This window comes from Streptococcus fermentans, from assembly GCF_040888305.1.
In the GTDB taxonomy this organism is placed as follows: domain Bacteria; phylum Bacillota; class Bacilli; order Lactobacillales; family Streptococcaceae; genus Streptococcus; species Streptococcus fermentans.
Map to the genome: position 1 here is coordinate 240,415 of NZ_JBFNFG010000001.1, position 12,212 is coordinate 252,626.

Annotated in this window: 14 protein-coding genes and 1 tRNA gene; 12 read left to right on the forward strand and 3 right to left on the reverse strand. The window is 37.7% G+C overall.

Annotated features, from left to right (window positions below; genetic code table 11):
- Position 1 precedes the first annotated feature (1 nt).
- The 10 genes from AB2B50_RS01155 (at position 2) to AB2B50_RS01200 (ending at position 6,522) form a co-directional block, all read left to right on the forward strand.
- The gene (locus tag AB2B50_RS01155; RefSeq protein ID WP_320692236.1) at positions 2-349 is read left to right on the forward strand and encodes a hypothetical protein; all 348 of its coding nucleotides are present in this window, start codon (positions 2-4) and stop codon (positions 347-349) included.
- Between the two features lie 37 nt (positions 350-386).
- On the forward strand, positions 387-785 hold the full coding sequence (locus AB2B50_RS01160) for a hypothetical protein (protein ID WP_320692235.1): 399 nt from the start codon (positions 387-389) through the stop codon (positions 783-785).
- 52 nt (positions 786-837) lie between these two features.
- A complete protein-coding gene (locus tag AB2B50_RS01165) occupies positions 838-1,245 on the forward strand; it encodes a hypothetical protein (RefSeq protein ID WP_320692234.1) in 408 nt (135 codons plus the stop codon).
- Between the two features lie 381 nt (positions 1,246-1,626).
- Entirely contained in the window at positions 1,627-2,619 is a 993-nt protein-coding gene (locus AB2B50_RS01170; protein ID WP_320692233.1) for an ABC transporter ATP-binding protein, read from the forward strand.
- A gap of 1 nt (position 2,620) precedes the next feature.
- Entirely contained in the window at positions 2,621-3,439 is an 819-nt protein-coding gene (locus AB2B50_RS01175) for an ABC transporter permease (protein WP_320692232.1), read from the forward strand.
- 1 nt (position 3,440) lies between these two features.
- Positions 3,441-4,226, forward strand: a complete 786-nt coding sequence (locus tag AB2B50_RS01180) for an ABC transporter permease (RefSeq protein ID WP_320692231.1) — start codon at positions 3,441-3,443, stop codon at positions 4,224-4,226.
- Positions 4,227-4,264: 38 nt separating this feature from the next.
- Positions 4,265-4,726 (forward strand): GNAT family N-acetyltransferase, encoded by a 462-nt coding sequence (locus AB2B50_RS01185; protein ID WP_320692230.1) that lies wholly within the window; start codon positions 4,265-4,267, stop codon positions 4,724-4,726.
- 47 nt (positions 4,727-4,773) lie between these two features.
- Positions 4,774-4,846 (forward strand) — tRNA-Thr (locus AB2B50_RS01190).
- A 331-nt stretch (positions 4,847-5,177) separates the two neighbouring features.
- Positions 5,178-6,041 (forward strand): DUF6287 domain-containing protein, encoded by an 864-nt coding sequence (locus AB2B50_RS01195; protein WP_320692229.1) that lies wholly within the window; start codon positions 5,178-5,180, stop codon positions 6,039-6,041.
- A gap of 175 nt (positions 6,042-6,216) precedes the next feature.
- Positions 6,217-6,522: a hypothetical protein gene (locus AB2B50_RS01200; protein WP_045763829.1), complete on the forward strand. Its 306-nt coding sequence runs from the start codon at positions 6,217-6,219 to the stop codon at positions 6,520-6,522.
- A 46-nt stretch (positions 6,523-6,568) separates the two neighbouring features.
- Here AB2B50_RS01200 and AB2B50_RS01205 read toward each other — a convergent pair whose 3' ends face one another.
- Together AB2B50_RS01205 and AB2B50_RS01210 are read right to left on the reverse strand one after the other, a co-directional pair.
- A complete protein-coding gene (locus AB2B50_RS01205) occupies positions 6,569-8,230 on the reverse strand; it encodes an N-acetylmuramoyl-L-alanine amidase (protein ID WP_320692228.1) in 1,662 nt (553 codons plus the stop codon).
- Between the two features lie 119 nt (positions 8,231-8,349).
- Positions 8,350-8,703 (reverse strand): DUF3397 domain-containing protein, encoded by a 354-nt coding sequence (locus AB2B50_RS01210; RefSeq protein ID WP_060955976.1) that lies wholly within the window; start codon positions 8,701-8,703, stop codon positions 8,350-8,352.
- Between the two features lie 251 nt (positions 8,704-8,954).
- Here AB2B50_RS01210 and AB2B50_RS01215 point away from each other — a divergent pair, with 251 nt between their 5' ends.
- Both AB2B50_RS01215 and AB2B50_RS01220 read left to right on the forward strand, forming a co-directional pair.
- Positions 8,955-10,205, forward strand: coding sequence for a dicarboxylate/amino acid:cation symporter (locus AB2B50_RS01215; RefSeq protein ID WP_320692227.1), 1,251 nt, complete (start codon positions 8,955-8,957; stop codon positions 10,203-10,205).
- 13 nt (positions 10,206-10,218) lie between these two features.
- Positions 10,219-11,160 carry an ATP-grasp domain-containing protein gene (locus tag AB2B50_RS01220; RefSeq protein ID WP_320692226.1) on the forward strand — a complete coding sequence of 314 codons (942 nt, stop codon included), beginning with the start codon at positions 10,219-10,221 and terminating at the stop codon, positions 11,158-11,160.
- A 172-nt stretch (positions 11,161-11,332) separates the two neighbouring features.
- On the opposite strand, the gene AB2B50_RS01225 is transcribed toward AB2B50_RS01220, so the two are convergent.
- On the reverse strand, positions 11,333-12,196 hold the full coding sequence (locus AB2B50_RS01225; protein ID WP_320692225.1) for a YihY/virulence factor BrkB family protein: 864 nt from the start codon (positions 12,194-12,196) through the stop codon (positions 11,333-11,335).
- Positions 12,197-12,212 lie beyond the last annotated feature (16 nt).

The window sequence follows — 12,212 nt, forward strand, 5'->3', positions numbered from 1 at the left end:
CATGATATTCGATCAGTCCTTGCAAGCCTACGTTCATGAAGTAGATAATGTTCTTGTAGCTTGGGAAGAAAAACCAAGTGGGAGTTTTGAGACGAAGGCTCAATTGCTTGCAGCCAATTACCATAAAAATAGGTCTCGTATTCTTGCCTTTATACTGCCTCATTTACAAGAATTTTACGGGTATTTGACAGATGAAGAAGCTACTGAAAAATTGGGTAAACCCATCATCGAGCCAGAAAGACAAACCGTTACTTTTTGTGATCAAACTTTTGATGATATTCATATCTTTTCTTTTGACTATCAGGGTCAGGCATTTGAGAGTCTGGAGAATTTTGCCATTGATGGTTAAGGTCTGTTTTGAGTTTTAAAAAGAAGGAGAGAGAATGATGAGTACTGCTAATTTTGTCTTTATTGAGAGTAAAGACCCCATATTCCTAGATTTACAAGCCTTTTGTACTGCTTTGAGAGAAAAATTCCCAGGTATTTTGATCAGAGAAAGGACGAATCCTGAAAAAGCTTACTCGCTTTCTTGGGATTATCAAAGTCCTCAGCTTACCTTGGAAAGTTCTTTAAGTAGCAAGAAAAATGTTTTTGTGATTGATTACTTTGATTCAACGAACAGGTTACAAGATTATGCCTCCTATATCATCTGGCTTCGGAAATGGTTTCCACCTGAAGAGAAAGTTTCCTTTTGTGATGAAGGCTATGAGTATGTGTTTGAACTCCCTAGTGATTTATCCCAAAAGGAGTTGGAAAACTACTTACGAATAAGGTTTGATGAGTGAAGAGGAAGTTCAAAAACGAATAATGATATGGAAAAGTTAAAAGGAGAATCAGATGCTTACTAAAGATGATATGTTAGTTGCTTTGCATGATGCAATTACTGAAGACCAAGAATTTGAGTTGGCAGACGAGATTGTAGATGCCATGGAGGCTTACTCTCAACCCTTTGATTTGGTTGACCCCGTCTTAGACTTTATTTCCAAGCATCCAGAAGTAGATTTTGGGGCTCCAGGTGAGTTGGTTCACTTTGTGGAGCGATTTTATCATCAAGGCTATGAGGAATTATTGATGGAGTCAGTTCTAAAAAGTCCAACTGTGCATAACATCTGGATGCTTCATCGATGCTATAATGACAATGATCCAAATCTAGTCCGGCAGATTCAGGCTTTGGTTGGAGAACTCAAGAAGGATAAGACTCTTGATTCACAAGTAAGAAGCATGATTGAAGACTTAAATTGGTAGAGGGAGGTGATGTAGCATCACCTTTTTATCTTTTCTTAGAGATAAAAATTTTCGATATAAATTAACACTGTTTTTCCTTAGACATTTGCACTATAATAGGGTGTTATTAGGGCTTTCTTTCCTTATGTTGAAAAAGAAGGCAGGTTTTTTGGTATTTTAAGGAAACTATTAAATCAGAATTTCTGTTTCAAAAGCATTATTATAAGAGAGAAATCTCTAAATTCATAATCCATAAGCAAACTCTTGCATTCCTTTTTTTATTGAATTATAATAGGTTGGTATAAATCCTTCTGTAATAATATTGAGAAGGTGGAGAAAGTAAGGATTTAGAATATTTGTAGTCAAAAATACAATGTTGTTTCTTACGATAGGGAGATAGATATGGCAATGATAGAAGTGCAACATCTTCGGAAAAATTTTGTGAAGACAGTTAAGGAGCCGGGGGTAAAGGGAGCTTTGCGCTCCTTTATTCATCCTGAAAAGCAGACCTTTGAAGCGGTCAAAGATTTGACTTTTGAAGTTCCAAAAGGGCAGATTTTAGGATTTATCGGGGCTAATGGTGCAGGGAAGTCGACAACCATCAAAATGCTGACAGGAATTTTGAAACCGACATCTGGTTTTTGTCGGATTAACGGCAAGATTCCACAGGACAATCGCCAAGATTATGTCAAGGATATTGGGGTTGTCTTTGGACAACGTACCCAGCTATGGTGGGATTTGGCACTGCAAGAGACTTATACGGTTTTGAAGGAAATTTACGATGTGCCAGACTCGCTTTTCCATAAGCGCATGGACTTTTTGAATGAAGTCTTGGACTTGAAGGAATTTATCAAGGATCCTGTGCGGACTCTTTCATTGGGTCAACGGATGCGGGCGGATATTGCGGCTTCCTTGCTTCACAATCCCAAGGTTCTCTTTTTAGATGAGCCAACTATTGGTTTGGATGTGTCGGTCAAGGATAACATTCGTCGGGCTATCACTCAGATCAATCAGGAGGAAGAGACCACTATTCTCTTGACCACTCACGACCTGAGTGATATTGAGCAACTCTGTGATCGGATTTTTATGATTGACAAAGGGCAGGAGATTTTTGATGGAACCGTTAGCCAACTCAAGGAAACCTTTGGCAAGATGAAGACTCTCTCCTTCGATCTGATGCCAGGTCAAAGTCATCTTGTTTCCCACTATGAAGGCTTGCCTGATATGTCCATTGATAGACAAGGAAATACTCTCAATATTGAATTCGATAGTTCCCGCTACCAGTCAGCTGATATTATCAAGCAAACCCTGTCTGATTTTGAAATCCGTGATTTGAAGATGGTGGATACGGATATTGAGGATATTATCCGTCGCTTCTACCGAAAGGAGCTCTAAGATGGTCAAATTGTGGCGACGTTATAAACCCTTTATCAATGCAGGGATTCAGGAGTTGATTACCTATCGAGTCAACTTTCTTCTTTATCGGATTGGCGATGTCATGGGGGCTTTTGTGGAATTTTATCTCTGGAAGGCTGTCTTTGATTCCTCGCAGGAGTCTTTGATTCAGGGTTTCAGTATGGCAGATATCACACTCTACATCATCATGAGTTTTGTGACCAATTTATTAACTGAGTCAGATAGCTCCTTTATGATTGGTGATGAGGTAAAAGATGGCTCTATTATCATGCGCTTATTGCGACCAGTGCATTTTGCTGCCTCTTATCTTTTCACCGAGCTTGGTTCCAAGTGGTTGATTTTCATCAGCGTTGGACTACCATTTTTAAGTGTCATTGTTTTGGTGAAAATCTTGTCTGGGCAAGGGATTGTAGAGGTGCTGGGATTGACGATTCTTTATCTCTTTAGCTTAACGTTGGCCTATCTGATTAACTTTTTCTTTAATATCTGCTTTGGATTTTCTGCCTTTGTGTTTAAAAATCTATGGGGTTCTCAAGTATTTAAGATTTCTCTAGTATCCTTTATGTCTGGAAGTCTGATTCCCTTGGCTTTCTTTCCAAAGGTGGTTGCAGATATTCTCTCCTTCTTGCCTTTTTCATCCTTGATTTACACTCCGGTCATGATTATTGTTGGGAAATACGATACTAGTCAGATTCTTCGAGCGCTTTTGCTCCAGTTCTTCTGGCTCTTAGTGATGGTGGGCTTGTCTCAGTTGATTTGGAAACGAGTCCAGTCATTCATCACCATTCAAGGAGGTTAGTATGAAAAAATATCAACGCATGCATCTGATTTTTATCAGACAATACATCAAGCAAATCATGGAATACAAGGTGGATTTTGTGGTTGGTGTGCTAGGAGTTTTTCTGACTCAAGGTCTGAACCTCTTGTTTCTCAATGTCATCTTTCAACATATCCCCTCGCTAGAAGGTTGGACCTTTCAAGAGATTGCCTTTATCTATGGATTTTCCTTAATTCCAAAGGGATTAGATCATCTCTTTTTTGACAATCTCTGGGCTTTAGGTCAACGACTAGTTCGAAAAGGGGAGTTTGACAAGTATCTGACTCGTCCCATCAATCCTCTCTTTCACATCCTCGTTGAGACCTTTCAGATTGATGCCTTGGGAGAACTCTTGGTTGGTGGAATCTTACTAGCAACAACAGTGACCAGTATTGCTTGGACTCTTCCAAAATTCCTGATTTTTCTAGTTTGTATTCCTTTTGCGACCTTAATTTATACTTCCTTGAAAATTGCGACAGCCAGCATCGCTTTTTGGACCAAGCAGTCAGGTGCCATGATTTACATTTTCTATATGTTTAATGATTTTGCCAAGTATCCTATTTCTATTTACAATTCATTTCTTCGATGGTTGATTAGCTTTATCGTTCCTTTCGCCTTTACGGCCTACTATCCTGCCAGCTATTTCTTGCAGGACAAGGATGTCTTTTTTAACATCGGAGGTTTGATTTTGATTTCTCTTATTTTCTTTTGCATCTCTCTGAAACTCTGGGATAGGGGATTGGATGCCTACGAAAGTGCTGGTTCGTAAGAGATAAAGTAAGACTAAAATCAAGAAAGGAACTTATGATGTTTGTAATTAAAGAAGTCAAGTATGAAGATCAAAAAATGACAGTTGTCGCTGAGATTTTAAAGGATTTGCCAGAATGGTTTGGAATACCAGAAAGTACGCAAGCCTACATCGAAGGAGCCAAGGATCTGCAAGTGTGGGCCGCCTTTCAGGAGAGTGATTTGCTTGGCTTTGTGAGCTTGTCCTATTCTAGTGAAGATTGCGCTGAGATTGATTGCCTCGGTGTAAAAAAAGCTCATCAAGGTAGAGGAATTGGGAGTCAATTGCTTGCTACTTTAGAAAGTGAAGCACGCAAAAACGTTGATTATTTACAAGTGAAAACAGTAGCAGAAGGCTCTAATAAAGATTATGATCGAACAAATGTCTTTTATCGCAGTCTTGGCTTTAAAAAATTAGAGATTTTTCCACAACTTTGGGGGCCTCAAAATCCTTGTCAGATTTTGATTAAAAAGATGGGTTAAGAATCCCTTGACATCCTTTCTTATAGTGCTATACTATAAGTGGAATCGCCGATTTAGCTCAGTTGGTAGAGCACCGCATTCGTAACGCGAAGGTCACAGGTTCGATCCCTGCAATCGGCATTTTTAGTAATGTAAAGAAAGACAAAGAAAATTCAAAATGTTTATTTGAAGGCAATTTTCTCAAGTTTATTTTTTAAAATAATTTAGCATTTTTAATTTTTTTGACCAAATTTTGACCAAAAAGGGAAGATTGAATAAAGTAGATTAGGTTGATTCACTCTTTAGTAATATTCAAAAAAGTTTCTATAAAATTTTTTATCTGTATTTGAAGAGTGGTATAATCTATGTGATAGATTACCTTTATACAAATATTATAGATTGGCATCAGAAAGAGTAAAATTGCAATAGCTGATTAGAATTATCAACAAATATTAAAATGAGGAGGAGTATCATGAACAAGAAAGAACGGATAAAACATGTTGAGAAGACCCATGGTCGAAAAGCAACTGCATCGAAATTGGCAGAAGCCTCCTCTACAACTAAAAATATAAAAATGTATATTAGTCTTGCCTTAATAGCTCTAGTTATAATCATTGTTGCTAGCATCTTTTTAAATTCACCTAATCTTAAGCAAGAAGCAAATCAAACTTCTTCCTCATCTAAGACTGAAGAGACGACAAGAAGTCAGGGGAAAAAGGACGATAAAGATAAGGTAAAGGAAGAGGAAATTCAAAAGCTAAAGGAGCAATTGGCTGATTTGGATACCAAGATCTCAGAATCGGAGCAGCATGTTAGTCAATTAAAAAAAGAAGCTTCTGTTCCCAAATTAGATATTGAAGCCCTCAGAAATAATGATTTATCAAGTTTAGAGGGTACTTGGCGGACACAGTCTGGTAATGAATATATCATTAATGATTCAGGGGAAGTCCAATCTTCTTGGATATACAATGATCAAAAGCATGAGTCTATTGTTGAATTGAAAGTATCAAAAAGTCAGAATGATCGCAACCCAGAAACAGTAGCCCTTGGTGCTTGGGCAAAAGGTTCTCAGGCGGGAGGGTTTGTGGTAGTCGTTGTACCAAGTGCTGTTGTCATGGAACCTGGTGGTGATGGTAAAATAACAGACAATTCCAATCACGCTGAGGATAGACTCTTTGCAGGACAACAATATGAAGGAATGTTGATGCATCCAGAAAATGTTTACTATCGTGTTAAACCAGATACGAGTCAATTAGAATCTGAAGAGAATAATTTAACAAAATTGAAAGTTGACCGTGATGCCATCAAATCAGCTTTAGAGTCTAAAGAAAAATGAAAAATGAATGAAAAGAAGCCAGCAATGGCTTCTTTTTTAGAAAAATTCTGACCACATAGTCTATCATGTCTGCCACATAGACAAAAGCTATTGTTTGCGATTTTTATTTCTGTTATAGTTGTAATTGTTAAAGGGAGATAAAACTTCCTAACAAAATAGAAAATGAGGTCGTATCATGAAAAAAGTAGTAGGTATCGGATTTTTAGTCGTTGCAGTAGCAGTTTTGTATTTTGGTTTTGTTGGATGGCCAAGTTTGGATGTCAATATCTGGGCCCTCTTTCCAGTAGGTTTATTCTTATTCTTTACTCTTGAGAATTTGGTGAAAAAAGATTACAAGGCCAGTCTCATGAGCTTGATGATTGCCTTTATCATCGCCAATGCCATTCTTGATATCTTGCCACTTTCAAGCGGTTTGGTTATCGGTGCTGGAGTCTTGGCTTGCGTTGGAATTGGATTTCTTTTTCCTGAAGCCAACAAGTAAGAAAAATAATACAAAAAAATCTCGAGATTTTCTCGAGACTTTTTCTTTATTGACCTGCGTAATATTTTTGAATCCCTTTTACAATACCTGCAACCAATCTGTTTTGGTAGGCATCACTACGGACTTGTTGATTCTCGTTGAAATTGTCAATATATCCCAATTCCAATAGAACGGCTGGTTTATTAGTTTCTCGAAGGACAGCAAAACTACTTCGTAGACGACCTGCATCCTTAGCACCAGTTTCAGCTAATAGTGAAGAGTGGATATCTGCCGCAAGTCGATTACTTTCACTGATACGGTCAGGATGGTTATGCCAGTAAGGATTGATCTTAGAAGGATAACCAGCAGCTTCTTCATAAGAATAAGTCTGGATTCCAGCTCTGTTTGAAGCTGGATTACCACTAGCATTGAAGTGAATACTAATAAAGATATCTGAATCAGTCTTATTAACCATTCTTGAACGTTCGGTGACATAGTCTACAAAGACATCACTGTCTCTTGAAGAAAGAACAGTATAGCCGAGCCCTTCAAGCTCCTTGCGTAGCTTATGGTAAACTTGCATGTTCAGTTCTTTTTCGGTGATGTTATAATAAGATGCTCCAGGATCTTTACCACCATGGCCTGGATCTAGAAAGATGATATTGTTATATTTCCCCTTTTCAAACCCGTGGCTTGTAGAAGCTTCTCCAAGCCATTTTCCATCACTTTGAAATTGCTGGTCTTTCCCATCAATTTTATAGGTACCTGTAACATAGACTCCATTTTCATCTACATAGTAGCGAGCTTTATAGTAACTATCGTCAATCCATTCGCTCTTAGCCATGTAGCCACCTGCCTTGAGGTAGTATGAACCAATCCATTGACGCTCTGCATAAGTACCACCAGATTTTAAGTAGAACCAACTATCATAGTTTTTATCGAAAATCCATTCTTTTTCAGCCATAGCACCGCTAGCTTTTAGGTAGTAGCTACCTTGCCATTGGTTGTTTGCCATAGTGGCGTCTTTGTTAAAGTAGTACCAGGTACCACTAATTTTGTCCCACTTATTTTTGATTAATTTACCAGAAGCAAGGGCATAGTACCATTGTCCATCTTGTTTTACCCAAGAACTCTCAGCCATGGCACCACTATTAGTAAACAGATAGTCGTCAAAAATTGTGTTGCTGAGCATGACACCGTCTTGATCAAAATAGTACCAGACACCACCGATTTTTTCCCATTTTTGTTGAGAAATTTTTCCATAAGCGTTAGCGTAATACCATTTTTCTTGGAGTTTACTCCAACCAGAATCGACCATGGCCCCGCTACTAGTAAGGATATATCCGTCAAAAATAGTATCGCTCAACATGATGCCATCTTTGTTGAAGTAGTACCATTTTCCGTGGATTTTTTTCCAGTTAAGAACAGGGGCATTATTTTCATAGAAGCGCCAGATGTTTTCCTCTAATACCCAACCTTCTTTTTGGACTTCTGGTGCCTTGTCTTCTTCTTTCTTAGCTGGATTTGTTGTTTGATTGGCATTTGCTTCAGTTGAAGGTTCAGCTTCCTTGGCTGGGAGACTGTTTTTCTCCACTTTGTCAGCAGAGGTTTCACTATGTGTTGTTTCTACTGGGGTTGACTGTACTTTGTTCTCCTCAGCATAGCTAAGGTTGGTTGTTAGACCAAAAACTGAAAGCGTAATGGCGCTTGCCAAGAGCGTTTTTTTCACTTGATTCATCTCCTATACATTTTTTATAATCTTTTTTTAAAATTTCATTAGAAAAGCCCCTCTTAGGAATATCTAGAAACCAAGATCGAGGTGTTGGTGGGCTATATTGTAATAGTTGACTATTTCATCACGAAAATTTGAACAATCATGATGATATAGATGAGCAGTGTTAGTAAAAATCCAGCTCGCCAAAAGAATTTAATAAATTTTGGATAATAAAAACTACGTTTTTTATTTAAGAAGAAAAAGACTAACACAATTGCTAGTATTGATAAGGCCGTTCCCAATACTGGAAGTTGATTGTGTGTAAACATCTTAGCCGTAATCAAATAGTATTCAAAAATTAGAAAAGGAAAAGCTAAATCAGCAGCATTGATGCCCCTTTTCTTTAACTTAAAGAGTCTGCTTAAAATAATCGCCAGAGCTAAGGTTAGTACCAAAAGCAAGATGGAAGCAAGTTTCATTAAAATCATACCATTATTGTATCATAAAATTTTGAGAATAGAAAAGTAAATTCCTTGATTTATCACTGTTTTAGCAAAAAATCATTGATAAGAAACAGATTTTATACTTCCTGCTTGATCAGAATGAATCATGTGTTCTATATGACAATAATTTGAACTCTCAATATAAATCTTTTTTATGTTGACCATAGAAAATATATATTGGTCAGAATAGAGGAATAGTAGTAGAATGAGTAGCAAATAAAACAAAGGAGTTTCTTATGAAATTAGTTAGTTTATGGTCAAAACTCTCACTTGGAATCCAATTATTGGTGGCTTTGGTCTTGGGTGTTATCGCTGCGGTCATCTGGCCACAATTTGCAGGCTTTTATCAATTTTTAGGTCAGGCTTTTATTAAACTGATCAATATGGTTATTATTCCGCTAATCTTCCCGACCATTGTTGTTGCAGTTGCCGGTGTTATCGGGAAAAGATCTTTTGGAAAAATCTTGACCAAGAGTCTGGTTTACTTTTTTGCCGTAACAACTGCCATTACTCTTTTGTTTGTATTTGCTAGTTACTATTTAGGATTTGGGCAAGGAGTGAATATCGGTCAAACTGGTGGAAATCTTGATGGGATTGCCAACAATGTCAAGTTCAGCGAATTTTTGCTAGGTTTTATTCCATCAAATATCGTCAAGTCTCTTTCAGAAGGTGCCCTTTTACCAATTATCGTCTTTGCCATCTTTCTTGGTTACGGTATTGGAAATCTTAAGATGGATAAATCTCAGAAAATTATCGAAGGTTTCCAAATCTGGATTGAAGCCATTTATAAGATTGTAGCAGTGATTGTTAAACTATCACCGATTGGAATTTTTGGATTTATCGCAAAAGATGTTGCAACTACTGGTGTCGACAAGTTGATTGGGCTTGGTCAGTTTGTAATTGGAACTTATTTGGCTTATGCTGTTTTGGTTCTTCTTATTTTCCCTTTGATTGCCGTCTTCTTTAAAGTTCCGTATTTGTCAGCCTTTCGTGAAAATTGGAGTCTCTTGACATTGGCCTTTGTGACTGGTAGTTCTAGTGTTGTCTTGCCATCACTTCTTAAAGATTTGAAAAAACAGGGGCATGACGAGCATACAATTGATTTAGTTGTTCCTTTAGGATATACTTTTAACTTAGAGGGAGCCGCAGTTTATTTCTCAGTTGCGACAATCTTTATCGCCCACGCCTACGGCATTCAATTTTCTTTATCAAGTCTCTTGCTTACTGTTTTATTGTTGACTTTGATTGGAAAAACTGCAGCAACTGTGCCATCAGGAGCTATCGTAGTTCTATTAGCTGCAGCACCTCAATTGGGCTTGCCAGTTGAAGGAGTGGCCTTGATTTTTGCAGTTGACTTCTTTGTTAATGCTGGCCGTACTATGATCAATGTTTTGGGCCAAATCTTAACAGTTAGCGTTATCGAAAAAACAGAAGGATATATTTTAGAAGAAGAAAAGGAAAGCCAATTATCAGTCAGCTTTTCTTAAGGAGATATGAAAAATGAGTAAAGCAAAAGTTTATGTGATTCATGAAAATCTTGAGTGGACCCAGCATTTAGTCAAATGGTTGGAAGAATTAGAAGTCCCTTATGAACTATGGGATTTGTCTAGTGGGATTTTAGATTTGCAAAGCCCACCACCACAAGGTATCTTTTACAATCGCATGTCTGCGTCTTCTCATACCAGAGGTCATCGCTATGCACCAGAATTTACAGAGCAGGTGATTACTTGGCTAGAAGCACACGGACGTAAGGTTGTGAATGGTACTGGTGCTATCAACCTTGAAATCAGTAAAGTCAAACAATATTTGAAGTTAAACGAGTCTGGTATTGAAACGCCTGCAACAGTTGCAGTTTTAGGGCAAGAGAACATCATTGAAGCAGCAAGAAAGTTAAATATCTATCCTTTGATTACCAAGCATAATCGAGCTGGAAAAGGATTAGGAGTTCAACTCTTCCAAAATGAAGAGGAACTGCAAGCTTATGTCAATAGTCCCCTATTTGAACCTTCAGTGGACGGGATTACCTTGTTACAAGCCTACATCAAACCAAGTGATGGACGTATCCGTCGTTCAGAGTTTATCAATCAAAAGTTCCTCTATACTGTTTCGATTGATTCTTCAGACGGTTTCCAACTTTGTCCCGCAGATGGTTGTCAAATCGGCAAGAGACCAGAACAACTGGAAACGTCTGAGAAATTCCAGATTACAGAACCTCTACCAGATGATCGAAGAGAGGCTTATGAGAACTTCCTGAAAAATGCTCAGATTGAAGTTGCTGCTATTGAGTGGATTCAGTCAGAGGGTGGAGACATTTATGTTTATGATGTAAATACCAACACTAACTACAATCCTACGGCAGAAAAGAATGCCAATATTTATGCGCATCAACACTTGGCTCAGTATCTAAAAACAGAATTGCAAGCCCTCACTAGTGAACAATAAAGTACTCAATTCAAAAATCCCCCAGTATCAAATGACTGGGGGATTGATTTGTTTATGCTCTTCGAAAATCTCTTCAAACCAGGTCAGTTTCGCCTTGCCGTACTCAAGTAATGCCTGCAGCTAGCTTCCTAGTTTACTCTTTGATTTTCATTGAGTTTTAATCGATAAAAAATTATTGATTTGTTTTAAATTCTGGATCCTTCAAGCTTTGAACACTAGCATTGATGACTGCACCGATGATCAATATCTTTGCAATGATAATGAACCAGAACATCATCACAACAACGACGATAGAACTGAAAAAACGGACGTCTACGAGATAGTTGACATAATTGTTGAAATAGGCTGCAAAGATATTTAATAAAGCAATAGTAGTAGCTAGTACAAACAGACTTCCAGGTACAACATATCGAATCCGACTGACTTTAACATTTGGTAGGAAATAATAGAGCATAATCACGGTAGCGAAAAGAAAGGCATAGATCAGCGGTCCTGTAAAATCTTGCAGATAAGAAAATAGAGAACTTTCGGATTTCCAGTAGTTTTTTAGTAAATCCAATAACATATGACCAAACATACTTAGGAATAAGGAAAGTGCAAAGAGAATTTGAAGGCCAAAGCTAACCAAGAGGCTCATCAGTTGGTGTGAGATAATTCCCCTATTTTTTGCAATTCCATAGGCTTTATTAAAGGCTTTCTGAAGAAAATTCATGGATTTGGAGAAAGTCCAAAGAGCTGATAAGATCGCAAAACTTAGTAAACCTGTCGATGGTTGGGTCAGAACTTCTCTGGCAATCTTTGCAACAACTTCATAGATTGTATCTGGTAAAAATTCCTTGATTGTTAAAAGAAAGTTTGAAACGGGAATTTGAAAGTAGGGTAAAATATTGACCACTATCATGAGCAAAGGGAAGATTGAAATCAACCAATAGTAGGCAACAGCAACGCTAGTTAACTCACTATCAGAGGCTTGATAGTAGTGTAAAAAAGCTTTTAATAAGGGTCTATCAATCAGCTGTTTCCACAACTTTTTCATTTCATAATCCTCCAAG

Bases quoted from the DNA above. Each gene is read 5' to 3' on its own strand.
- AB2B50_RS01225 (WP_320692225.1), bottom strand. From the start codon at position 12,196: ATGAAAAAGTTGTGGAAACAGCTGATTGATAGACCCTTATTAAAAGCT.
- AB2B50_RS01180 (WP_320692231.1), top strand. From the start codon at position 3,441: ATGAAAAAATATCAACGCATGCATCTGATTTTTATCAGACAATACATC.
- AB2B50_RS01195 (WP_320692229.1), top strand. From the start codon at position 5,178: ATGAACAAGAAAGAACGGATAAAACATGTTGAGAAGACCCATGGTCGA.
- AB2B50_RS01220 (WP_320692226.1), top strand. From the start codon at position 10,219: ATGAGTAAAGCAAAAGTTTATGTGATTCATGAAAATCTTGAGTGGACC.
- AB2B50_RS01185 (WP_320692230.1), top strand. From the start codon at position 4,265: ATGTTTGTAATTAAAGAAGTCAAGTATGAAGATCAAAAAATGACAGTT.
- AB2B50_RS01170 (WP_320692233.1), top strand. From the start codon at position 1,627: ATGGCAATGATAGAAGTGCAACATCTTCGGAAAAATTTTGTGAAGACA.
- AB2B50_RS01165 (WP_320692234.1), top strand. From the start codon at position 838: ATGCTTACTAAAGATGATATGTTAGTTGCTTTGCATGATGCAATTACT.
- AB2B50_RS01200 (WP_045763829.1), top strand. From the start codon at position 6,217: ATGAAAAAAGTAGTAGGTATCGGATTTTTAGTCGTTGCAGTAGCAGTT.
- AB2B50_RS01155 (WP_320692236.1), top strand. From the start codon at position 2: ATGATATTCGATCAGTCCTTGCAAGCCTACGTTCATGAAGTAGATAAT.
- AB2B50_RS01215 (WP_320692227.1), top strand. From the start codon at position 8,955: ATGAAATTAGTTAGTTTATGGTCAAAACTCTCACTTGGAATCCAATTA.
- AB2B50_RS01160 (WP_320692235.1), top strand. From the start codon at position 387: ATGAGTACTGCTAATTTTGTCTTTATTGAGAGTAAAGACCCCATATTC.
- AB2B50_RS01175 (WP_320692232.1), top strand. From the start codon at position 2,621: ATGGTCAAATTGTGGCGACGTTATAAACCCTTTATCAATGCAGGGATT.
- AB2B50_RS01210 (WP_060955976.1), bottom strand. From the start codon at position 8,703: ATGATTTTAATGAAACTTGCTTCCATCTTGCTTTTGGTACTAACCTTA.